The following is a 24263-nucleotide window of genomic DNA, read 5'->3' on the forward strand; positions in this document are numbered from 1 at the left end:
GAATGCTACACGCTCAATTCACGGAATCCGTAATGACGGATTCTCCGTTTATTCTCATGATCAGCGGCTGCTCGACATGGCTGGCCAGGACGTTATGCTCGAACGATGCAGGCAGAACCTCGCCGCCGAGCGCGCTTTTGACAGCCAGATAGGGGAAGTTAATTCCGGACAGACAGGAGATATGCAGGCCGCCGGACATCCGCGGGTTAATCTCCAGCAGCTTGGGGACGCCGCCGCTGTATTTCATCTGGATATTGAAATTGAACGGAATCCGGTAGGTCTCAGCCACCCTGCGGGCCACCTCCGCAAGCTCCGGGATATACTCCATCAACCGCAGACGGCCGCCTGCCTTCCGGCGGGGGACTGCAGCCAGCAGCCTGCCCGTCTCATCCGACAGGCAATCAATACTATATTCATATCCCTCCAGCAGCTCCATCACCATCAGGTTAGGAAAACTCCCGGCTTCTGCAAGGATGCGGTAAGCTTCCTCGAAGGAGATCAGCGGAGTCACATGACCGAACAGCTCCTCCACGGGACTGCGGTCATTATCTATGATCCGGAATCCGAGTCCGCCTTCCGTCTCGGTAGGCTTGAAGCAGACCTTGTGTCCTTTAGCTGCGAGGTCTTCATAAGCTTCCCTGAACTCCTCTGCATTACTAACTACGTGATAATCAGGGATTGTCATAATCCCGGTGGTTTTCACACTCTCGTAGAACTTGCCTTTGTCCATGATCATCTCCAGCAGATCCAGATCACGGCAGACCAGCACCTTCGTCCCGATCTCATCAAACAGCGAAGCATGCAGCGCGATATCCAGCATATGCAGCCGGGGGATGAAGATATCAATCTCGTTCCGGCGGCAGAAGTCAACACAGAACTGCACATATTCAATGCCTTCGAGCGCCGGCTCGGTCCCGGCCACATCCGCGCCTTGCAGCGACATATGGTGGATATCCGGGTGGGTCGCGAAGATTTGCACCGGAATCCCGTCTTCATTGCCCCGGATGAGATTCATGTAGTGATAGGCAACAGAGAACCAGCGGTTGAAATATATATTTACCTTTTTCATGGTGACGGTCCAACTCCCAATGCTGTCAAATGTGTATAAATCCTGTGAACATACTGCATAATCTCATCCGCGGCAAATACTCCCGGCCGCTCAGTAAACGGATACTCTAAGTGTACTAAACCCGCCTGCTGCTCGGCAAATATTTCTCCGTGGCAGGGGGCTATCGCATAGTCGGCAGCGGCGAGCAGGCTCTTGTCCAGAAGGGAGTCCCCGGAGGCGACCATCGGCTCTGAGTGCACGGTGCGGCGGACATGGAGAATAGCATCGCTTTTGTTCACCGCCTCCGGCACGATATAGAGCTTGCGCCCCTGTAGGGATACCTTCCAGCCAAGCTCACCCAGCCGCTGCGCCATCCGGGCAATCTCCTCCAGCGGCAGCAGATCCCGGTGAACCACGAAGGTATAGAACAGCTCATCGCAATAACGCCGGCTAAGGATCCATTCTTCCCGGACGACCGCGCGCACGATGCCCTCGGCTTCTTCAGCCGCAGCAGAGCCGCGTTCCACCGCTCTGCCTACAGCCGTCCGCCATTCCTGATCCACTACCCCGTTCACAAGAATATTGCCTCCATTGCTGGTGATGGCATAATCCGGAATGACCGTCTCCTGGAACAGGTTAATCCGCCGGTACTGGGCAATCGTACGTGTAGTCACCGGCATGAAGACAATCTTCGCCGCCAGTTCTATCAGTGTAGCCAGAGCCTGCTGTGAGATATACGATACCGTCCTGCCGTCAACGACCTCTGCCGGAACCAGACCGGGGGTATCCTCAGGAACGCCTATTGCGCTAAGAGAGTAAATCAGCGTGCGGTCCAGATCGCTGGCGTAGATCATTCACTCTCCCCTTTCAGCGGCTTGATGATTCCGCAGCAGGAGTAGGTCAGCCCGGGATAGACCTCTACCGGCACGCCCCGGTCCTCAGCCAGCAGCAGAATATGCCGCAGGTTGGGATTGTCCAGCCTGTCGACAAGGATTCTCCAGGGCACTCTGCGCAGCAGTACACGCGTCGTTTCCCCCACTCCGGGCTTCACCAGATTGATATTATCTATGCCGAAGGTATCCTGAATACTGCGGATATCGGCCAGCCCCTGCCAGGTAAGCTCCGGCGGATGCTCAAGCATCTCCGCAGCCTGCGCTAACGCCTCTGCCGCTACTTCAGCGAAATACGGGGTAATTGCATCAACGAATACGTTGGACAGATCACTGTCCAGCCATTCCTTGTAGAATTTGGCCCCGTGGAATTCCTCAGGCCCGATCAGATCATCGCGGAGTACCGTACGGCTCATCAAGCCGGATACCGTAGAGTTAAGGCAGGCGCTTGGAATCAGATAATCCTCCCGGGTACCGTAGGTTCCCGAGCAGTGACCGGGATCAGCAAGTACCGCCAGATCGTCATTTAGCGTAATGCCATATTTCTTATACATACTCTCACAGGCCTCTATCAGCACCTGCCGGATGGCCCCCTTGCCGGTCCAGCCATCGATGAATTGCAGTTCGGCATCCCTTCCATGCTGCTTTAGCATGTAGAGCAACGCATTCTCATCAATTCCCTTACCGCGGATAATCGAGATGCTATAATGCGGAAGGTCCGCTCCATATTTCTCAAGAATATAACGTTTGATCAGTACCCCGATAGGAGTGCCCGCTCTCGCCAGGGAGACCAGCACGGTATTCGCCGTTCCCCGCCGGGCAACAATCATCTCGGACACCACAGCTACGGCCAGCGCCACCTTTCTCGCAGTCTGCCGCAGCGTCTCATGAAACAATTCGATATACTGTTCTGTCGGCTGGTATTCCACCGGAAGCATCTCCGAATAATGCACGCCGGACTGGATCGCTTCCTCCCGCTCCGCCGTCCCCCGCTCCAGGGATACATTGCTTAGATCCTTGAGCAGAAAGGTAACGTCGGAAGCAGGATAACTGCCCAGTGCCACCGGAGGAGATATTCTTCTATTGTGAATGGCTTCGATATCTATTCCCTTCATAGCCCTGAGCCTCCCGTAACTGGTTCTGGGCTGAGCACAACAAGATGTACCTTATTGCCCGCCAGCCTCTGTAAAATATCCGTCATCGGCGCAATCCGCTGCCGGGGCACCTCGCGCTCCAGCAGGACGAAGATATCGTCATACTGGCCGGGGTCCACATTATAGATGAAATTCGTGATCTCCGTATCGCCTGCGGACGGATAGGCAGCGGCGCTGTGCACACCGTAATCCGCACGCCGCTCGGGATGGATCGGACTGCGGGTTGAGGACTGGTACAACACGCCCTCTCCCATCTCTGCGGCGATCCGCATCGGCAGATACATGAACTCGCCTACGCCCATCACCAGCGTACGGGCACCTTCACGCAGTCCCCGGAGCTGCCTGGCCACGCGGCTTACAGCTGCATCCATCTGCGCATTATCCGCAGACTCCAGACCGAAGCGGCCGCTGTGCTTCAGATATGGCGATGGATTGATAACCCCCTGCCCATCCACCGAGGTTACAAGAAGCCGTTCTAAGCCGTCGAATGCATAAGTGGTTACAAGCTCTGCGTCTGTGGAAGCAGCGGCTCCGCTATCAGCTGCGGCTTGCAGCTGCGGTATTCCCTCCACCTTGATACTTCCCTGAAGCAGGGATAAAGCGGTTATACGTATTCCCAGCTCCTGCTCCAGATCACGGTAAGCCTGGATATTAGCTTCACTCCGCCAGTCCAAGAGAGAGGCCACTACATAGTCCCTGCGCGGAAATTTGGACTGGATGTCCCGGATCGTATTAATCGCCGTATTACCGGTCGTAATCTCGTCATCCACCAGCACAATCGGCTCTGTCCCCGATAACAGTTCAGCATTCAGGGCATAGCAGAGATGATCTACGGCGTGGGAATGCTCCTCTTCAAAAGTGACCACCGATTCCAGCTCAGGGATCAGCTCACGCGTGGTATGAATATAAGACGCACCGCCAGCGAACGCATTATACATGCTATGGCCCAAGGCGGTAGCGGTTTCGGCGAACCCGATAAACAGAACCGGCTGCGGCAGAACCAGTCGCGCAGCTAGCAGCGCATGATAAGCTTCTTCCGCAACTTCAGGATGGATCAGACCATGAACGGCCTGGTTCATCAGCGGGTCCATAACCTCCCGGTCAGCGGTATCCGCGCTCATCTCCAGATACAGCAGCAAGGCGAGTGCCGCTCCGCTGAGCAGCGGGGTATACGGACCTACGGGAATATGCTTGCCAAGGACTTTGCTGACAAACAGGAAGGAGCGCTTCTTATTGATTCGTGCAGCCATGGAGAACAAGGACTCCACAGGCATATGAAAAGGATTCGAGGTTTCTGTTACCGTAACCTGCAAATTCTCGACGATATTAAACGTGTGTGTATTCGTTCTCGGGTAGTAATCCGACAAAATGCTGTTGTTCATGTAACACCCCGTATATTTGAGATCGTAATAAAATTCGTCTGGCCCAGTTCAAATGAGGCTTGATTTCATTCATTTTGTTATAGTATTCACTCTTGAACACGCCGCGGCTGCCATCGTTGCTGTCTACAATACTTAAGGCATCCACATACTCTTCATGCATTACAGTATACATTGCCTGCACCGGTCTGAGGTGGGAAGGGTGGATAATGGTTTTGCCCACAATGCCGTTCTCCTTGTCCAGAATCACTTCCCGGATCAGCCCGTCCATGGAGCTTGAGATGAAGCTGTTGCGCATCTCGCGGCCATGCTTGCCGTAGGTATCCTCGAAGGGCGTCTCCCGCAGCTGCGGGCGGAGGACCCGGTGCCCCTTGCTGGCAAAATACTCCCACACAGGACCCGAGATCACGTATCCTTCCTCCACACGGCCAAATACGTTAATAATATCCGACATGCAGTCGCGGATCGGTGTCAGATCATAGATGCTGATATCCGGGCTGCGCCGCAGTCCGAACAGGCTGGAGAAGTCCGTTGCTCCAATCCGGACATTCAGCACATACTCGCGGTATTGTCCGAGCAGATCCCGGACCCCAAGCAGCGTGTCCATCCGGCTCTCCCGGTAGATGATCGGCGCATTCTCCAGAATCGGCATCCCGTACAGCACCGGGGCGGAATAGCTGCGTGTGTCATTGTAATCGGCAATAGCCTCGAAATAATCCGTACCGTTCTCTACGGAGAATTTGGGGAAGACGAAGCCGGTCAGCATGGTGATTAATGATCCGAGCCTGAAAATCAGATCTCTCAGCTGTGCAGGGTTACGTACGCGGATGAACAGCAGCGGAAGACTGCCGCGCTGGTCCGGCTCATTCTCTGCATAAGCGGACAGAAACGCCAGATGCCTGACGATGGACTCTTCGGCATAATCCACTTCACCGTCCCCGATGGCATCCTCCAAATCTATGATTACCGTGATAAGCCCCGAGGCTCTCAGCTTAATAATATCTTCGGCAACACTGGCACGGGTGGCCGGCATATAAAGGGCTGCTCCGACGGCATAAGCCAGTAAATCCTTGCGGGTAGTATGATCAAATGAAACCGGCGGAACATGGAATAATGAGGCTTCCTGTTCTTGTGTGAGGTAATCGAAATATCTCAAGGCCCTTCCCCCTTAATGTTGTGCCAGCACAATACAAATGGCCTTTGGCTGCGAGCAGAACCAGCTATGCCGTCCTCTCGGGGACGGTATCCGGCTTTCTTTGAACCCAAGCAAAGGCCATGCTATAAACCTATTACGATTACCCGAAAGGCGTGCCGGAGTCCACCCTTCCCGTGAACCCCGCGCCTTCCTGCACAGCTATAAAGGATAAAGAGATGAAGCCTGCAACTCAATCAGGCATCAGGCCTTGTGGTTCTCAGCCTTCTTGCGTTTGCTTGCGCTATACACGATAGTACCTGCAAACACCGCAATTAGAATACCGAAGAAAATTACATGCGGCAATTCATAGCCGAAGGCTCCGGCAAGCATTTTACCGGCAATCAGTGCAATAAGCAGGAATGCCGTTTGTTCCAGTTCAGGATATCTTGCGATCAGCTTGAGGAACACCTGTGCCACACCGCGCATCATCAGTACGCCGAGAATACCGCCAAGGAAGAGTACCCAGACTTCAGAACTAAGACCGAATGCTGCTACCACGCTGTCAATACTGAAGGCAATATCCATTAATTCAACCAGGAGGACCGTCTTCCAGAAAGAGGCACCTTTATTCTTAATCTCGCCATCTTCACCGCTGCCCTTGAACAACCCTTTGTAGGCAATATAGAAGAGATACAAGGCCCCGAGTACCTTAACCAGCGTAAATTTGACGAGATAGGTCCCCAGACCAATGGCCAGGAATCTGAATAAATAAGCGCCGAGTATCCCGTAGAACAAAGCCTTACGCTGCTGCTCCTTCGGCAGGTGCTTAACCATAACCGCCAGTACAAGCGCGTTATCTGCGGACAACAGACCCTCCAGCAGAATCAGACTTCCGATAATCCCCCAGCTGACAGGGTCGGATAGCGTCCCTGCAATATCACTCCATGAGAAGAAATGCCCGTAATTCTCACCGATACTCCTAAAAAAATCACTGAACCAGTCCATTCCACTTGCGCCTCCGGTAATATCAAATTATTTGCTTCCCGCTACCCAGCGAAGCCCCCAGCCATAAGCCTCATCCATCTCTTTGTGACCGCTGAAATATTGCACGAGCCGTTCAATACTGAAGGTCTCGCCCTCCACATTGCGGATCAGCGCGATGGCGCACATGCCTTTACGGTTGTTATGCTCGTCCAGATTCACGATAATATCCGGTCCTCCATCCTGCTTCAGGGTAACCACTCCATCCGCCTCAGACCAATTGGTAACTCCTTTGTAAATAAAGGCAAACACCAGAATCCGTTCGATCTGGGCTACCTTACTTCCGTTTATACGCAGATTCTCGCCGGATGTTACGGAGCCGGTCCGGTCATCTCCATCAAGCATGATGTAAGGCGGCTGCTGGAGATTGCCGAACGCATTGCCCAGAGCCTGCACCACGCCTTTGCTGCCGTTCTTCAGCTCATACAGACAAGCCAGATCGAGGTCCACCCCGCCCTTGTTACGGCTGAACAGTCCTCCGCCCTGCTTCTGGTTCCAGTTCAGGTTAATCAGCAGCTCACCCAGTCCGGAGGCCGATTTCTTCAGGTTAATCGAGTCGCCCTTCTTCTTCAGTTCAATCTTCTTCAGATTGAGATTCAGCGCCGGTGCGGGGGCAGCCTCCTGCTTAGGCGGTGCCGGTGCGGGCGGTGGCGGAATCACAATATTCGGTCTGGATGACTCTGCGCGGGGCGGCGGCACCTGAAGCGGCGGGCGTGCCGGCGGTGTCTGTTCCGGCGGCTTCGCTGCCGGTGCAGGCTCGTCCTCAACTTCTATGCCATAGTTGCCGCAGAGCGCCTTAAGCCCGCCCGAGAAGCCCGCAACAATTGCACTGTATTTCCATTCTTCACCATGTCTATATAATTCTCCAACTACAACAGCCGTTTCCACAGAGAACTGATTTCCGAGGTTACACCGCAGAAGCTGTGCCCCTGTCGCCTGATTCACGATCCGGCACTCCGCTTCACTCATTTGTCCGAACATCTGCTTGCGGTTTTCTCCGTCATACAGAGTAAGCGTGAAGGCAATCTTCACTATGTTTGCCGGAATTCTGTCCAGCGAGACCTCAAACTGCTTCGTCCCGCCCGCAGCCGTACCCGGCACATCTTTATAGGTGATAAAGGGAGTAGACGGGTTATTGTAAAAGATCAGATCGTCGTCACTGCCCACTTTACCGCCAGCTCCAAGCAGGAATGCGGAAGCATCAATATCCATGGAAGACGGAGCTTTCCACCCGATCTCAACCGTAATGCTGCGGAGCCCCGGGTTTCCTTTGGTCAGATCTGCTTTCTGTCCTTTGACTACTTCTGTATTCATTCTTACGCCACCTTTATACATGGATAAGAGCGCAACTTATCAGATTTTGTGTATAAAAAGGGCAGGATCGATGATGATCCCGCCTTTGAAGCTCTTATTGCGCGTCCAGCCCGTAGTTTTTGCATAATGCGCTTAGTCCGCCGGCGAAGCCGCTGCCGATCGCCTGGAATTTCCAATCCGCCCCCTGGCGGTAGAATTCACAGAAGACTACAGCCGTCTCGGTGGAGAAATCCTCGCCCAGATCGAACCGCAGCACCTCACGGTCGCTGGATGCATCTACAACGCGGACAAAAGCGTTGGAGACTTGTCCGAAGTTCTGCGCCCGGGCCTCATAATCATAGATCGTGACCGTGATCCCGATCCGCTGAATATTTGCCGGCACCAGACTGAAGTCTACGATGATCTGTTCATCATCCCCGTCACCTTCACCTGTACGGTTGTCGCCTGTATGGGTTACAGAGCCTGTACCGCCAGTCGGGTTGTTATAGAATACAAAGTCATTTTCGCTTTTGGCTTTGCCGTCCTCATGCAGCAGGAATGCGGATGCATCAAGGTCGAAATCCTTGCCGCCGCTGTACTTGTTTGTATCCCAGCCCAGTCCTACTACAACTTTGGTCAGACCCGGATTCGTCTTGGTAAGATCAATCCGCTGTCCTTTGGAAAGACTGATCGTCACTGTCAAAAACCCTCTTTCCTTACAGATTTAATTCCCGTAATGTCAGAGCCTTATTGCAGACCGTAATCACGGGTCAAGCCGGCCAGACCGTCCTTATAGCCGCTGCCGATCGCGTTGAATTTCCATTCTGCGCCGTTACGGTACAATTCACCGACAACTACACCTGTTTCAACGGAGAAATCTTCACCCAGGTCAAAGCGGATCAGTTCCTCACTATTCGCATCGTTAACGATACGCACATAAGAACGGGATACTTGTCCGAAGTTCTGGCTTCTGGATTCTGCTTCATAGATGGTAATGGTGAAGGCAATTTTGTCCACATCTGCAGGAACATTAAGCAAATCGACTTGAACCTGCTCATCGTCTCCGTCGCCTTCCCCTGTGCGGTTATCGCCGGTGTGCACGACAGAAGCGTTCTCGTTCTGCTTGTTGTTGAAGAAGATGAAGTTGGACTCCTTGTCCACTTTACCGCTGGCATTGGTCAGGAACACCGACACATCAAGGTCAAAGTCCTTGCCGCCATCATATTTATTCGTATCCCATCCGAGGCCGACTGTAATTTTGGACAAGCCTGGATTCGTTTTGGTTAAATCAATTTTTTGTCCCTTGGATAAGTTAATAGCCATGAATAGAGCCCTCTTTTCTCAAATTGGATTTAGATTTAGATGTAACGTTCTGCCAGCTGGTTGATATGCGCGGCGTGGGCCGCTTCACCGATGGCTGCGAATTTCCACTCATCGCCATGACGGTACAGCTCGCCGCAGATCAGTGCCGTGAAGCCTGTATAATTGTCTGTCAGATTAAACTTAACCAATTCTGCATTGCCTGCCGCATTAATAATACGGATATACGCAGATTTGATCATGCCGAAATCCTGCTTGCGGTTCACCGCATCGTAGATGTTAACCACAACAAGGACTTTATGAACATCGGCAGGAATCGACTTCAGATTCACCATGATCTGTTCGTCGTCCCCGTCTCCCTCACCCGTCAGATTATCTCCCGAGTGAACTACAGAGTTATTCGCATTCTGTTTGTTGTGAAAGCAGACGAGGTTCAGCTTGTTCGTCAGCTTGCCGTTCTCATTCAGCAGCAGCGCTGAAGCATCGCAATCAACATTCGCCTGTTTTTTAACCCCAAAGAATCCTCTTGCCGGTTCGGCAGGGTCCCAGCCCAGTCCTACGATTACGTTAGACAGTCCGGCATTGCCTTTGGTTAAATCGATCTTCTGACCTTTTACCAGATTAATTCCAGCCAACTTGAAGTACCTCCGTTTCCAGATAGAAGTGTGCTTGCGGGTGTTACATCAGTGATACGGCGGTCCATCGCCTAAAGTTTCAGTAATTAGCAAATGAAATTCAGCCTGTAATTACAGGCTGAATTCACTTGGGCTGAGTCCCAATACGCTGCAGATATTCCGCACAACCGCTTTCTCATGCTCATCGAAGTCGCCGTCCGCTGCACCAATCGCCGAGCATACGCCTACGATCAAGCGTCCAACCTCCGGTTTGCCGTTAAACTTTCCGATGGCCTTAAGCGCTTCCTGCTTGCCGATTTCCGGCGAGAATTCGAAGTTGCTCACATAGTAATTGAACTGCGTGATAACATCTCTCATGTCAAATACCTTGAGTTCATTGCTGAGATTCATGTATCCCGCCATCTTGTTCTTCTCAGCTTCCTCAATCTTGCCGTCAGCCGCAGCGACCAGCGCACAGCCCGCTACTACCGCGTTCATAAAGTCTTTATTTTTAAATTTTTTCACTTGATCCGTCAGTCCGTTTTTGGTGGTATTCAGCCAATTTTTGAATGTGCTCATCGTATTCTCCTTCTATCATTATGGAATTATGACCAGCAGAAGACTATGCCTGCTTATTAAGCACCCTATCCTTTTCTGCCGGAAATATAAGGATAAATCATTATGCAGAGCCGCTGTCATCCTTATACTTTAAAAAAAGATATCCCCGAGCCTCCTCCCCGCCACCCTGGGCAGCTAATCATTCATGGTCTTATTGCCTATTTCTTACTCTTCTAATATAACCGATTAAATAACAATATTCTACTTTGGGCGGTTCTCACAGCACCTTGGACAGAAACTCCCGTGTACGCTCATGCGACGGGCTGCCGAACAGCTGCCCGGGCGCACCCTGTTCGACAATGGCCCCTTGCTCCATAAAAAGCACCCGGTCCCCCACTTCACGGGCGAAGCCCATCTCATGAGTCACCACAACCATGGTCATCCCCTCACTTGCCAGCTCCTTCATAACCGCCAGCACCTCGCCCACCATCTCGGGGTCCAGGGCCGAGGTCGGCTCGTCGAACAGCATGATCTTCGGCTCCATCGCCAGCGCCCGGGCAATCGCCACCCGCTGTGCCTGACCGCCGGAGAGCGAGGCAGGATACATCTCAGCCTTCTCGCTGAGACCTACCTTTTGCAGCAGCTCCAAAGCCTTCTGCCTCGCTTGATCCGCCGTCCATTTCCGCACCTTCATTGGGGCCAGCATGATGTTCTCGATCACTTTACGGTGCGGGAACAGATTGAACTGCTGAAAGACCATCCCCACCTCGGTACGGATATTGTTAATCCTTGTGCTCTTGGCCATCAAGGAAGTGCCTTCAATGATAATATCGCCTGCTTGCGGCTGCTCCAGCAGATTCAGGCAGCGCAGAAAGGTCGATTTGCCCGAGCCTGAAGGCCCGATGACTACCACAACCTCCCGGCTGTGAATGTCGACGCTGATATCCGTCAGTACCTGATGGGCACCGAATGATTTATGCAAATGCTTGACTGAAATAACCGGTTCCATAGGGGTTACACCTTCCGTTCGATATAATTAAGCAGCTTGCTTAGCGAATAAGTAAGAATGAAATAGATCAGTGCAGCGGTCAGATACGGCTCCCAGATCCGCAGGTATTGGCCTTTCATGGTATTGCTCCAGTACATAATTTCAGGGGCGGCAATCAGTGCCAGCAGCGAGGAGTCCTTCACCAGCACGATGAATTCATTCCCGAAGGCGGGAACCATCCGTTTGATGGCCTGGGGCAGAATAATGAAGCGCATCGCCTGCCGCCGGGTCATTCCGAGGGATAAGGCCGCTTCCCGCTGTCCGGGGTCGATGGACTGGATACCGGCGCGGAAGATCTCCGCGGAATAGGCGGCGGAATTGAGGGACAACGCCACGAATGCGCTCATCAGCGCATAGGTTTTGCCGTAGAACAACGGGATCAGCCCGAAGTGGACGATCAGAATCTGCACATAGAGCGGCGTACCCCGGAAGATGTTGATATAGGCATGGAACGGCCAGCGGAAATACCACTTGGGCGCCATTTTACCGAAGCCGATAATCAGACCCAGCAGAGAGCCGCACAGAATGGAGACCAGCGATACGCCGATGGTGAACAAGGTCCCTTTTAGCAAAACCGGTAAATAATGAATGATGATGTCGAATCTGAAATCCATAGAATTCTTCCCTTCTCTTCTGCTTGTGGCTTGCTCAAAAAAAGAAGCATGCGCAATAGCAATCATTACGCATGCTTAATTGTTGCCGGTTCTTAGGCTACTTCGCGTTCATAAGCGCCGCCGTGTCCGGCTCTTCGCCGAACCATTCCTTGTAGATCTCCGCATATTTGCCGTTCTCGATCACCTTCTTGATCGCCGGGTCCAGCTTAGCCTTCCATTCGCTGCCCTTCGGATACAGGATACCGTAGTACTCGGAGCCGAAATTCTCCTTGTCGATAATGCCTGTCAGCTTCTCCTTCGGATTGTTCTTGATGTATTCGTTCACGATGGCGATATCGGCAACCACCGCATCCGCGCCGCCGCCGTTCAGCTCCATCAGCGCTACCGCATTGCTGTCGAACCGCTTCAGGTTGCCGTTGTCGACACCCATAATGCCGCTCATCAGCTCATCTGCTGTCGTGGCTGCCTGAACGGCAACCTTCTTCCCCTTCAGGTCCAGGGCGGATTTGATATCGCTGCCTTCCTTCACCATGATCATGTTCGTAGATTCGAAATAAGGGATGGAGTAGTCATAGGTTTCCTTACGCTCATCTGTAATCGATACCGAGGATACACCCGCCTGATATTCAGTGCCCTGCTTCACACTGGTCAGCATAGTATCCCAGCCTGTGTTGGTGACCGTGTAATCGATGCCGGCTTCCTCCATTACCGCCTTGATGAAATCAATGTCAAAGCCCTTGATCGTATCGGTATCCATATACTCCATTGGTGCATAGCTGGCATCGGTAGCGATTTTGAGGCTTTGCCCGTCCGCACTGCCGCCTTTTGCATCATTATCAGAGCCACAACCCGCTATCGCCAAGACCAGGAGTGCTACCATACCTGACATCGCCCATGTTTTCCGGATTCCCATTCTCCAATCCCCCTACTTATTTGTCAAATAACTTAAGGAGATTTTATCAGATTAAAGTGATGATGACAATTAACTTTATCCTTTTGTGTAATATAATATGACACTATTATCGATATATTGTAACATATTATGCAAAAAAGCAGCCAAAACGTCCCGGAGAGAGCTCCGGCAGCATTCTGGCTGCTTACTGAATGGTCAATACATATTAGCAAATCGTTTAGAAGGTCAAATCGCCGTCATAGGAAGCAATCATCCGGTACAGCTCTGGACGGCGGTCACGGAAGATCCCCCATTCAATCCGGCCTACCTCAAGGGCATCCAGGTCGAATTCGCTGACCAGCACCGTCTGCTCATCCCGTCCGGCTTCGACAATCTTGTTGCCCTGCGGACCAGCGATGAACGACGAGCCGTAGAAATCAATGCTGGAATCCTCGTCAGTCTCCTTCCCGATCCGGTTGGAGGCTACGACAGGAATCAGGTTAGCGGCCGCATGACCCAGCATGCAGGTCTGCCAGTGATCCTTGGAATCAATCGACCCATCCTGCGGCTCCGAGCCGATAGCTGTAGGGTAGAACAGAATCTCCGCACCCATCAGGCTCATCACCCGGGCAGCTTCCGGGTACCATTGGTCCCAGCATACGCCGACTCCGATTTTGGCATAACGGGTATTCCACACCTTGAAGCCGGTATCGCCCGGGTTGAAGTAGAATTTCTCTTCATAGCCTGGACCGTCAGGAATATGGCTCTTGCGGTATTTGCCCATCACGGTTCCGTCCGCATCAATTACCGCCAGCGAGTTGTACCGCGCATAATTCTTCTTCTCATAAAAGCTGATCGGCAGCACCACCTCAAGCTCCTTGGCGATAGCCTTGAAGTGGTTCACCGCCTTGTTCTGCTCAAGCTCCGTAGCATAGGCATAGTAATCGGACTTCTCCTTCTGGCAGAAATACGGCGTCTCGAACAGTTCCTGCAGCAAAATAATCTGCGCGCCTTGGGCTGCTGCCTCTCTAACCAGTGTCTCCGCCTTGCGGATATTCTCATCAATGTCGCCGGAACAGCTCATTTGCGTCGCGGCTACTTTTACTTGTCTCATGGTTGTTCCTCCTTATATGAACTTATTACACTTAGAACTCAAAGCTTGGTCGTCGCTGCGGTGAACATTTGGACTTCCGGCCGGTGACAGCTGATGCTGGAGATAGCGAGCTTTCCTATGGAAAGCTTTCAGGCGGTCGCTAACGCTCCTACAGTTCCAAATTTCCCCTCCGCTTCTTTTCGCTTTTCGTTAAGCTCCATTCACCGCAGGCATCTGCTGGGTGGTGCAGTGCACGTTGCCGCCTTCGCCGATGACGGCCATGCCGTTCACTGTACGGATGCGGCGGTCCGGGAACAGGCCGGCCAGCGTCTCTTCAGCCAGCTTGTCCGTCTCAGCCGCTGTACCGCCGAAGACCGGCAGGATAATTCCGCCGTTCACAAAATAAAAGTTCAGATAGCTCAGCGTCAGGCGGCTGCCCTCGAAGTCCACGCGGGGCGGCTGCTGAATGCGGATAATCTCCAGCTTCCGGCCTTTGGCATCAACTGTCTGCTCCAGGATGCGCAGATTCTCCTGCGTAATCGCATAGTTCTCATCCTGCGGGTCCTCGCAGACCTGGATAATCACCTTGCCCGGTGCCGCGAAGCAGGCGATGTTATCGACATGCCCGTCCGTCTCATCCCCGCTGAGGCCCTGCTTCAGCCAGATGATCGACTCGCTTCCGGTATACTGCTTGACGTACGCGGCAATCTCCTCGCGGCTGAGTTCCGGATTGCGGTTGCGGTTCAGCAGGCATTCCTCGGTGGTCAGTATCGTGCCTTCACCGTCTGTATGAATGGAGCCGCCCTCCATCACCAGCGGAGCATCGAACGCATTGACCTCCAGGTGCTTCAGAATCTGCGGAGCCACCTCATCATCGAGATCCCAAGGCGAATATTTGCCGCCCCAGGCATTGAACTTCCAGTTGACCCCGGCCAGCTTCCCATCGGGACCTGCCAGGAAGGTCGGTCCGTTGTCCCGCAGCCAGGCATCATTGTGCTTAATTGGGAGTAGCGTCACGTTAGCGCCAAGTGCTAATTCCTCAACAGTTTCCAGCTCATCCGGATTGACGATAACGGTCACCGGCTCGAATTCGGCAATCGCGCGGATAATCTCGGCATAGCCCCCGCTAACCGCTTCATGATTATCAGGGTGTACCATCGAGTCCTTCACCGGCCAGGAAATGAAGGTCCGTTCATGCTTGGCCCATTCGGCTGGCATTGTATAGTGTAAATCACGTGGATGCATCATTTAGTTACCTCTGCTGTTTAGTTTTTGAAGCCGGGGAATCTACCCGCAAGCTCCTCACCCATCATACATTAATATGCCGGTGGGCTCAATTGCTGCGCAGCAATAATCCCTCTGGAAATATCCAGAGGGACTGCCATAGAAGCATAATAATCTGTAGACTGTAATCAGAAAAACTGTGAGACTCTAATCAGATAGATTGCGAGACTACAATCAGAGGACCTCAGGGATGAATCGATTTTACAGAGTGATATGCTTGATGATGTTGCCCTCAAAATCCTTAATGCTGAACTCACCGTTCTCCAGAACGCCATAGGAGTTCGGGTTGTTCTCCTTGGGCAGCGCAATCGATCCGGGGTTGAGCACATTAATGCCGTCCTTCACCTCTGCCACCGGCAGATGCGTATGCCCCTGAATGAACACATCCTGCGGGGCGAGCGCAGGTAAGTGATCGATGCTGAAGCCATGCCCATGGGTGGCGTAGATTTTGCGGCCTTCATGCAGAATAAGCACATAGTCGCCCATCATCGGGAAGTGCAGCAGCATCTGATCCACCTCGGCATCACAGTTACCTCTTACCGCCGCCAACGATTTGCCCGATTCGCTATAAGCATTCAGCCTGTCGGCGACCCCCTGCGGATTATATCCCTCCGGTAGCGGATTCCTCGGTCCGTGATACAGGAAATCCCCCAGAATAACCAGCGTGTGCGGCTGCTCCTCGTCCGCCTTCGCCAGCGCCTGTTCCAGCCAGTACAGTGATCCGTGAATATCGGAAATGAACATCAGCTTCATTCTTACGCTTCCTCTCTATCCATATAGGTTGAACAACTGCTGTGACTCTCTATAAAATCCTGCCCTAAATGCAACATTCCGCGCACCATTCCGGCACAAATCAGCTATTGTTGCATAAAAGGCAGGATTCCTTCTCCTTCAAGCTGAATTGCGGGATGATTTCCTGCTATTTGTGCAACATTTCGCCTAAACTCCCATGTCTCAATGCACCAAAACTGCAATATATGCAACAATCGGGTGCATCACGGTTTGCAGAATGTATTAACAGAAAATTAGTGAAAGAGGTTCGTCACACCTCTGCATCCATTGTAAACGCCTCAGCCGGTTGAACGCAAAGCAAGACGCCCTGGCGGGCGTCTCTATGCAGGATGTTTCTTAACAGGGCGTTTCTTAACAGGGCGTTTCATAACAGGATGTTTCATAACAGGGCGTCTCTTAGCGGTCCGTCTCCTAACAGGACGGTTCTTGCCAGGCCGCCCCCTTCACAGAGCATCTCTCGATGAGACATTTCTTGAAGCGTACCTCTTGCCTTGGCGTCTACCCGCAACTACCTTAGTCAGCAAGCCTCAAGGCAGATTGGACGAGCCCATCAGGAAGCGGTCTACCTCGCGGGCAGCCTGGCGGCCCTCGTTAATCGCCCAGACCACAAGGCTCTGGCCGCGCCGCATGTCGCCGGCTGTGAAAACGCCCTCCACATTCGTTGCCTGCGCGCCGAACTCTGCCTTCACGTTGGAGCGCTCATCGCGCTCCACGCCGAGCTGTTCCAGCACCGTCTCCTCCGGTCCGGTGAAGCCCAGCGCCAGCAGCACGAGCTGCGCCTGAACAACCTCTTCGCTGCCCGGTACTTCTACCGGGGCCATCCGCCCGTCTTCCGTACGCTTCCATTCAATACGCACTGTATGCAGCTCCTGCACATGTCCGCCTGCATCGCCCACGAAGCGCTTGGTATTGACCAAATAGCGGCGCGGATCTTCTTCATATAACGAAGCCGCCTCCTGCTGTCCGTAGTCCACCTTCAGCACCTTCGGCCATTCCGGCCACGGGTTACCCGGCTGGCGGGTCAACGGTGACTGCGGCATAATCTCCAGTTGGATCACACTGCGGCAGCCATGGCGGATGGAGGTCGCTACACAGTCCGTCCCCGTATCTCCGCCGCCGATGACGACCACATCCTTGCCCGCCGCCGACAGATACTCTCCATCCGCGAGTTCGGAATCCAGCAGGCTCTTGGTGTTCAGCGTCAGGAACTCCATCGCCTGATGAATGCCGCGCAGCTCGCGGCCTTCGAGCGGCAGATCGCGTGCTTTGGTCGATCCGCCGCAGAGGACAACGGCATCATGCTCCTCCTGCAGCTGAGCGGCAGTAATATCTCTGCCGATCTCAGTCCGGGTGACGAAGGTCACGCCTTCCGCAGCCAGCAGATCTACCCGGCGCTGCACCTTCTTCTTATCCAGCTTCATGTTCGGAATGCCGTAGGTCAGCAGTCCGCCAATCCGGTCAGCCCGCTCATAGACCGTTACACTGTGTCCCGCTTTGTTCAGTTGGGCAGCACAGGCCAGCCCGGCAGGGCCGGAGCCGACGACGGCAACCTTCTTGCCTGTCCGGGTAAGCGGCGGCTCAGGCACGATCCAGCCTTCCGCGAACCCTCTATCTACAATCGCTTTTTCGATCGATTTAATCGTTACCGAATCACCGTTCTTCCCTACTGTGCAAGAGCCTTCACAAGGCGCTGGGCAGACGCGTCCTGTAAATTCCGGGAAGTTATTCGTCTTATGCAGGCGCTTCAGCGCAACCTGCCAGTTGCCGCGGTATACCATGTCATTCCACTCTGGAATCAGATTATGCAGCGGACAGCCGCTGGCCATCCCTGACAACATACGCCCGACATGGCAGAACGGTGTTCCGCAATCCATACAGCGGGCACCCTGCTCACGCAGCTGTTCTTCCTCCATCGGAACCGAGAATTCATTCCAGTTCTTAATCCGCTCCAGCGGCTCGCATTCAGCAGGCGTGCGCCGCTGATATTCTATAAATCCGGTTGTTTTACCCATCCCTGTCATCCTCCGAGTCTCTCTGATTGGCCGCCGAAAGGTAATAGACGGCATTCATGCCCACACCCGGCTCCAAAAAGAAACACACTCTTCTGTCACCGTCCGTTATTCTGTCACTGTAAAGCAGCGAAGCAAGAGGCTATAACGGGGCTTCATATCACCCCGGTACAGGCTCTTGCACGGTTATAATAAGGGGAATAAATGCCTTCATATTACCACCTATCCGCAGAGAGGGAACATGAGCAATATCACCTTTTGTGTTAACGTTATGTGGCAAATCGTGTACAGCAGACTCAGGCAGCATCTTTTTTCTTGAACATATTGTAGACCGAGCTGAACACCCCAAACAGAATGCCAGTTAACGGGAAGACGATCCAGTTGATCTCCCACTGGTCGAACACAAAACCGCTCACCAGAAAAACACAAGTAACCAACGGCCAGATCACAGCGGCAACCGCACCGACAAACCGGTCCTCCTCCTTCTTCGCTTCACTGAAATCACCGGTCTTTAGCAGTTTTTGATAAGCTCCCCGAATATTCCCGTAATACACGAAGAGGAACACGGCGACAGCCACTATTATTGGCAGTACGGCCACCCCGTATGAGCTAAATTCATCTCCGAATGCAGAAGTTACAAAGATGGCAATCGGCGATAATACGCATAAACCGACACCCATAATAAGCGACAATGTATAGGTGGCGGCAAAATCCGACTGTCTCTGCTCAATATATGCCTCCAGCGGATACGGCAGACTGAACCCGGACTCCATGTATTTGTATTTCTCCATTTTCGTGCCACTGTAGATGAATAAGGCGATAGCAGGAACGAGGAGCAGTAACAGAGAGACCAGCCCGATCATGCTCATCGCATCTTCAGAGAATACATTTCCCATGACCCCGTTCTCCCCAAGACCCGAGAAAAGGATAAGCAGCGCAGCACCCAGCAAAATCAGCCCTACACCCCAGCCTACGAGCAGGCCTGATCTTTTTTTGGCAGCGATAAATCCCTCTACAGCAAGCTCATCCAGCATGGGCAGCCCTGGTTCTTCCTCCTTACGAACCTCTCCAAGCCCCAGCTCGCTGACCAGCTCATCAATGTTGCCGAATTCAGAAATAACGATGCCCACCGCTTCGTTCTCCGACTTCCCGTCATGCTTCAGTTCATAGTATTTCTCCTCCATGTTGCCAAGCAGCTCCTGCTTCAGCATCGCCATCTGTTCTGTTCTGGGCAGAGATGCGAACATATTGTTCAAGTATCCAATGATGGTATCCAAGTTCCTCACAGCTCCTTTATGAATTTGTTGATAACTTCCTGCGTTACCTGCCATTCTTCGCATTTTGCCCGGTAGTAGGCCAGGCCCAGGGGAGTGATGCGGTAGTAGGTGCGTCTTTTGCCAAATGTCTCATCCAGATAGAAGGAATCGATATAACCGTTCTTCTCCAGCCGGGTGAATGCCGAATAGAGTGTGGTCTCCTTCATAATGTATTTCTCATCCGATAGCTTCCGTATATTCTTGGAAATCTCATAGCCGTAAGACTCCCCGTCCAGAAGCATGTAGAGGATCATCGTGTCGTTGTATCCCCTAATCACATCACTGCTGATCAATTGCCTGCCTCCTATTACTTCATCTGTCGTAGTAATTAAGTTCAGTTTAGCACAATTACTACGACAGATGAAGTAGTTTTTACGTGGAAATACTATTTATTTTTAAAAGCGGGCTTATGGGCGGTTTCCGTGCTAAAGCAGGCTCGGATAAACCCTTGACATAAAAGCGCCCCTTGGAGAGTTTCCTCCAAAGGACGCTTAAACTGAATCTTATTCCTGGACTTTACTGTCCCGTTTTTACATCAACTTGCTTGCTTCAGGGTGCTACACCTGATCTCTTAGAAACCTTGATATGATGGGCCGGTCTGGAGGGCTTATGTGACTTGGCAGTTGATCTAGCTCAAAAAACTGAATATCCTGCACCTCATCTCCGTCTCCTCTAATGGTTCCCCGGTAACCCTTGCACAGATATGCTGCAACAACGTTATGTACTTCGTCTCCATTGGGATACCGGTAATACAATTCCGGCCCAGAAAATAAATCCAGTAGCTCTAAGCCTAACGCCTCTAATCCTACCTCCTCCAAAAGCTCCCGCTTCGCAACCTCTATCATCTCTTCCCCCGGCTCCATAGAACCTCCAGGCAATCCCCACATGCCGTTATCTGTTCTCTGTTGCAATAATAATCGCCCATGGGGGTACAGTATAGCATTGACAGATAAATCATACTTTTATATGATTTATTTATCGCACGATAAATAAACGATTGGAACTGATCACAATGGCAGCAAAGGAAGATAAAAAGCAAAAAATTATGGAAAGTGCATTAACCCTTTTTGCAGAAAATGACTACTACAGGACAACCACTGCTATGGTAGCTAAAGCCGCGGGAGTTACACAGCCCTACATCTTTCATTTTTTTGACAACAAAGAAGACTTATATATAGCAGTGTTAAAACGTGCATACAATCGGATTCATGACACTTTTATGGAAGTCGAGGCACCTGCTGATCAGTTGGTTGGCGCGATGGGCAGCAGTTTTTTCAACTTAATGCAGACACACCGTTCCGAAGTATTGATGGTCATGCAGGCTTATACCATATCGGAAGCGGGGATCAAAGAACATTCTGCTAAGCTCTATAAGACTATTTTTGATGAAGTGACTGCCAAATTTCAGAAAGCCGGGTTACCCGATGCTGAAGAAAATGCAATCCGTTTTATGAGCATGGGGCTGCTGGCCACGTTATCCGAGGTGCTAAATTTACCAGAAATAAAACAATCCATACAAACGACTAAGAATTGAATCAGGGCAAGCAGCAAACGGATAAATCTTATCTGGTACTGCTTGCAATTATTTTGATAACTATTTATTAATCGATAAATAAATTTGAGAGTGTGATCGAACCGTGCCTACTATGTTCAACGAATTGATGACATCTGCCGTATCTATTTTCAAGCGTGAACAAGCGCTCGTTATGCTTGGACTGCTTGGGTTTGTTATTGCGGGATGTGCTGCTGTCTATATGTTCTTTCAAGGAGCAGTTGTTCTGCCGGAGGGTAATATTAAAAATGTATTCTCGTTTGCAGCAGCCTTAGGAATTTTCCTGTCATCCATTGCTGCCATCTTGCCCTTTGCAGGCTTTACCATTCGCATGAGAAAAGTGGTTCGCCGGCTTTTTATCGCCGCTGCTTCCTACAGCTATGTAATCGAAACCCTGCAAAATTTCCGGGGCTTCAATCCTCGTTTCTCTAAAGCCGGAGGACCGGTGGATATCCTTGCGGGAGCTTTATTTGGCGTCGTATCTCTTTCTTTTGTCATCTCGGGCATCCTGCTTGCTGTCCAATTTCTGAAAATGAAGGCTCCATTATCGCGCCCTGTACTTATCACCGGTATCCGTTATGCCTTGCTGTCGGTATTCATAGCTAATCTGGCAGGACTGATCATGATGAGTTTACAAGGCCGTTTTTTCGGAGCTGGGGGCAATTATATTGTACTACATGGAATTGGCCTCCATTCGCTCCAAACCCTGCTGTTACCCGCCTGGCTGCTGGAACATTCGAATCTACTGCCCGGCAAACAGCGTCTGCTCCTACACACAGGCTGCATAGCTTGGTTGATTGGCATAATGTTTTTAGCCATTCAGACCAGTCTTGGCCATTCTATGTTTGAAGTTAGCTTGTTCCCGATACTTACCGTCCTCTGTTTGCTGGTTTGGCTGCTTACTGTCATTTCAGCTCTGATATCTACCTATAATATCCGATTCAGATCATAATGGCTCAGCAAAAAGCAGACTGCCCCGACAGCCTGCTTGAGCGCGAACCTATCATCGTGATACCCATCAGTCAATTCACAGCAAGTACAATCATTCCTATTCCTGCAGCGGTTAAAATACCGCCCTCCAGCCCGCTGATCTGCTCCTCGCCGAATACAATGTCCCATGTGCCCAGTTCGGGCAGCTTCAGGGCTGCACCCTCCGGGTTGGCATTGTACAGAACGTACAGATGCTCCGCAGAATCTCCTCCGGCATGATCGCGGAGTGTGAAGGCCACCGCCTTCGCCGGTGCGTCCTCGAACACCAGATGGTCACGGATCTCCTCAGCGGTACGCAGACGGAAGGCGGGATGAGCCGCTCGCAGCGCAATCAGCTGCTTCATGTACGCTACTGATTCAGCATGCTCCGCGCAGCGTTCCCAGTCCAGCCAGTTCACTTCCACTGGTGATTTATAGCTGTTCTCCACACCGTCCTTGGTCCGCAGGAACTCCTGCCCGGCATGAATGAACGGTATCCCCTGACTCGTCAGCACGATAGCCGAGGCCAGATGGTGCATAGCGCGGCGCTGATTGTCTTCCGTTCCTGCCGTTGACAATACCAGCTTATCCCACAGTGTATGATTGTCATGACACTCTACGAAGTTCACACTCTGCTGCGGCTCCTGGGCGAATTGCCCGAGGCCGGGCCCGTAGTAGATCGCTCCGGCAATGCCTGCCTTCACATTGCGCTCGAAGCCAAACCCGCCGCTGATGAAGCCCTTTTGGTCATGGAGAAATATATTTCCTTTCACCGCATCGCGGAAGCCGTCATTAAAGTGTCCGATGCCCGGCATCTGATTGGCCTGACGCTGGTTCGCCCGCAGTTCTTCTGCCAGTTCCGTATCCATCACCCAGCCTTCGCCAATGGTCATAATCGAGGGGTCCAGCTCATCCAGACGGCGGCGGATCTCATTCATGGTCCCTACATCATGCAGTCCCATCAAATCGAAGCGGAAGCCGTCAATATGGTACTCCTTAGCCCAGTACAACACGGATTCCACGATGAAACGGGACATCATCTTGCGCTCAGAAGCAGTGTCGTTCCCGCAGCCGGAGCCGTTGGATAACCGGCCATCTGCGGTGTAGCGCAAATAATAACCGGGAACCAGCTTGGTGAAGTTCACCCGGAAGCCGTCATAGACATGATTGTAGACCACATCCATGATGACACGCAGGCCGCTGTCATGAAGTGCCTGAATCATCGTCTTCAGCTCCCGGATGCGCAGGCCCGGAACATACGGATCTGACGCATAAGAGCCTTCAGGAGCATTGTAATTCTTGGGATCATATCCCCAATTATAATGAGGCTCCGTAAGAAGGGTCTCATCCACGCTCTCTGTCGCATAATCATAGATAGGCAGCAGCTGCACATGGGTAACACCGAGACTGGCAATATGATCAAGACCGGTGGCAATGCCCTCAGGACCCCGGGTACCGGCTTCGGCAAGACCCAGGTATTGCCCTGTATGCGTAATCCCGCTGGCAGGATGAACCGATAAGTCGCGCAGGTGAAGCTCATAGATCACCGCATCCACCGGGTCCGCAAGCGGCGGCTTATCCTGCGTCCAGCGCGCGGGATCGGTCTTGCGCAGATCCAGTATAGCCCCTCTGTCCCCGTTCACACCGACCGCGCGGGCGTACGGGTCCACCGCTTCATTCCATAGATCACCAATGCGCACCTTATAGGTGTAGAACATTCCGTCCAGATCGCCCGGGACGCTGAGTCTCCAGGTTCCCCGGACGTCACGCACCATGGGAATCTGCCGCTGCGCAGCATCCTTCCAGGATGGATAGAGCACCAGCTCCGCTTCCTGGGCCGTCGGGGCCCACAGACAGAACGCTGAGCCGGACGCCGAATAGGTTAGGCCAAGATCCTCTCCGTCATAGCTGAACAGCTCATCGAAACTCCGGTCGAAGACGGAGATTCCGCTGGTAGCCGCCGGGTCCCCGTAATGAATTGGTTCCTTCATTTCCTTCTGTACTGACAAGGCATACCGCCTCCTTTACCCTTAACTAAATATACGGCACAATTTCAAGGATTTATTCAACTCTGTTCTTCTCTATATGAAATTTTATCCTAACCGCCATGTTTGTGCAAACGTTTGAATCACACTCTGCAAGTGGAAACGGTACCGTCCTTTGTAAGGACGGTACCGTTTCGGCGAGAAATAGAAGGATAATGATAGCGCGAAGCATATACATTCTTATCTTTCAAAAAGGCCGGGACACAGCAGATATCCT

The 24263-nt window shown here is 52.2% G+C and carries 23 protein-coding genes and 1 pseudogene; 2 read left to right on the forward strand and 22 right to left on the reverse strand.

What is annotated here, in order from left to right; all coding sequences use genetic code 11:
- Nucleotides 1-13: 13 nt before the first annotated feature.
- The 21 genes and pseudogenes from NST04_RS01680 to NST04_RS01780 form a co-directional block, all read right to left on the reverse strand.
- Complete coding sequence (locus NST04_RS01680; protein WP_341182907.1) at nt 14-1069, reverse strand: ATP-grasp domain-containing protein; 1056 nt, start codon at nt 1067-1069, stop codon at nt 14-16.
- Nucleotides 1066-1902 (reverse strand): HAD family hydrolase, encoded by an 837-nt coding sequence (locus NST04_RS01685; RefSeq protein ID WP_341182908.1) that lies wholly within the window; start codon nt 1900-1902, stop codon nt 1066-1068. Before NST04_RS01685 ends, NST04_RS01680 begins: the two co-directional genes overlap by 4 nt.
- Nucleotides 1899-3053, reverse strand: a complete 1155-nt coding sequence (locus tag NST04_RS01690) for a cysteine protease StiP family protein (protein WP_341182909.1) — start codon at nt 3051-3053, stop codon at nt 1899-1901. Before NST04_RS01690 ends, NST04_RS01685 begins: the two co-directional genes overlap by 4 nt.
- A complete protein-coding gene (locus tag NST04_RS01695) occupies nt 3050-4342 on the reverse strand; it encodes a phosphoribosyltransferase family protein (protein ID WP_341185158.1) in 1293 nt (430 codons plus the stop codon). The genes NST04_RS01690 and NST04_RS01695 overlap by 4 nt, the downstream gene beginning before the upstream one ends.
- A 76-nt stretch (nt 4343-4418) precedes the next feature.
- Complete coding sequence (locus tag NST04_RS01700; protein ID WP_051477877.1) at nt 4419-5627, reverse strand: HpcH/HpaI aldolase/citrate lyase family protein; 1209 nt, start codon at nt 5625-5627, stop codon at nt 4419-4421.
- Nucleotides 5628-5867: 240 nt separating this feature from the next.
- Nucleotides 5868-6611, reverse strand: coding sequence for a TerC family protein (locus NST04_RS01705; RefSeq protein WP_036695602.1), 744 nt, complete (start codon nt 6609-6611; stop codon nt 5868-5870).
- A 27-nt stretch (nt 6612-6638) separates the two neighbouring features.
- Complete coding sequence (locus tag NST04_RS01710) at nt 6639-7961, reverse strand: TerD family protein (protein WP_341182910.1); 1323 nt, start codon at nt 7959-7961, stop codon at nt 6639-6641.
- 94 nt (nt 7962-8055) lie between these two features.
- Complete coding sequence (locus NST04_RS01715) at nt 8056-8637, reverse strand: TerD family protein (RefSeq protein ID WP_341182911.1); 582 nt, start codon at nt 8635-8637, stop codon at nt 8056-8058.
- Between the two features lie 50 nt (nt 8638-8687).
- A complete protein-coding gene (locus NST04_RS01720) occupies nt 8688-9263 on the reverse strand; it encodes a TerD family protein (RefSeq protein ID WP_076161755.1) in 576 nt (191 codons plus the stop codon).
- A gap of 35 nt (nt 9264-9298) precedes the next feature.
- Complete coding sequence (locus tag NST04_RS01725) at nt 9299-9895, reverse strand: TerD family protein (protein WP_341182912.1); 597 nt, start codon at nt 9893-9895, stop codon at nt 9299-9301.
- A gap of 111 nt (nt 9896-10006) precedes the next feature.
- Nucleotides 10007-10453, reverse strand: coding sequence for a tellurite resistance TerB family protein (locus NST04_RS01730; protein WP_076161751.1), 447 nt, complete (start codon nt 10451-10453; stop codon nt 10007-10009).
- Nucleotides 10454-10709: 256 nt separating this feature from the next.
- On the reverse strand, nt 10710-11441 hold the full coding sequence (locus NST04_RS01735) for an amino acid ABC transporter ATP-binding protein (RefSeq protein ID WP_341182913.1): 732 nt from the start codon (nt 11439-11441) through the stop codon (nt 10710-10712).
- Between the two features lie 5 nt (nt 11442-11446).
- The gene (locus NST04_RS01740) at nt 11447-12094 is read right to left on the reverse strand and encodes an amino acid ABC transporter permease (protein ID WP_341182914.1); all 648 of its coding nucleotides are present in this window, start codon (nt 12092-12094) and stop codon (nt 11447-11449) included.
- A gap of 97 nt (nt 12095-12191) precedes the next feature.
- Entirely contained in the window at nt 12192-13007 is an 816-nt protein-coding gene (locus NST04_RS01745) for a basic amino acid ABC transporter substrate-binding protein (protein WP_341182915.1), read from the reverse strand.
- Between the two features lie 217 nt (nt 13008-13224).
- The gene (aguB, locus tag NST04_RS01750) at nt 13225-14100 is read right to left on the reverse strand and encodes an N-carbamoylputrescine amidase (protein WP_036695594.1); all 876 of its coding nucleotides are present in this window, start codon (nt 14098-14100) and stop codon (nt 13225-13227) included.
- A 189-nt stretch (nt 14101-14289) separates the two neighbouring features.
- Entirely contained in the window at nt 14290-15324 is a 1035-nt protein-coding gene (locus NST04_RS01755) for an agmatine deiminase family protein (protein ID WP_341185159.1), read from the reverse strand.
- A 240-nt stretch (nt 15325-15564) separates the two neighbouring features.
- Entirely contained in the window at nt 15565-16116 is a 552-nt protein-coding gene (yfcE, locus tag NST04_RS01760; RefSeq protein ID WP_341182916.1) for a phosphodiesterase, read from the reverse strand.
- 566 nt (nt 16117-16682) lie between these two features.
- Nucleotides 16683-18167 (reverse strand): glutamate synthase subunit beta, encoded by a 1485-nt coding sequence (locus NST04_RS01765; protein ID WP_341182917.1) that lies wholly within the window; start codon nt 18165-18167, stop codon nt 16683-16685.
- 293 nt (nt 18168-18460) lie between these two features.
- Nucleotides 18461-19441, reverse strand: coding sequence for a permease prefix domain 1-containing protein (locus NST04_RS01770; RefSeq protein ID WP_341182918.1), 981 nt, complete (start codon nt 19439-19441; stop codon nt 18461-18463).
- 5 nt (nt 19442-19446) lie between these two features.
- Nucleotides 19447-19773: a PadR family transcriptional regulator gene (locus NST04_RS01775; protein ID WP_076161743.1), complete on the reverse strand. Its 327-nt coding sequence runs from the start codon at nt 19771-19773 to the stop codon at nt 19447-19449.
- A 264-nt stretch (nt 19774-20037) separates the two neighbouring features.
- Nucleotides 20038-20424, reverse strand: a pseudogene (locus NST04_RS01780) (NUDIX domain-containing protein); the annotation flags it as partial.
- Nucleotides 20425-20492: 68 nt separating this feature from the next.
- Here NST04_RS01780 and NST04_RS01785 point away from each other — a divergent pair.
- Together NST04_RS01785 and NST04_RS01790 are read left to right on the forward strand one after the other, a co-directional pair.
- Nucleotides 20493-21014 carry a TetR/AcrR family transcriptional regulator gene (locus NST04_RS01785; RefSeq protein WP_341182919.1) on the forward strand — a complete coding sequence of 174 codons (522 nt, stop codon included), beginning with the start codon at nt 20493-20495 and terminating at the stop codon, nt 21012-21014.
- Nucleotides 21015-21126: 112 nt separating this feature from the next.
- The gene (locus NST04_RS01790) at nt 21127-21984 is read left to right on the forward strand and encodes a hypothetical protein (RefSeq protein ID WP_341182920.1); all 858 of its coding nucleotides are present in this window, start codon (nt 21127-21129) and stop codon (nt 21982-21984) included.
- A 70-nt stretch (nt 21985-22054) separates the two neighbouring features.
- Here the strand turns inward: NST04_RS01790 and pulA are convergent, their stop codons facing one another.
- The gene (pulA, locus tag NST04_RS01795; RefSeq protein WP_341182921.1) at nt 22055-24010 is read right to left on the reverse strand and encodes a type I pullulanase; all 1956 of its coding nucleotides are present in this window, start codon (nt 24008-24010) and stop codon (nt 22055-22057) included.
- Nucleotides 24011-24263 lie beyond the last annotated feature (253 nt).

Source organism: Paenibacillus sp. FSL H7-0756, assembly GCF_038006765.1.
Lineage (GTDB): Bacteria > Bacillota > Bacilli > Paenibacillales > Paenibacillaceae > Paenibacillus_AQ.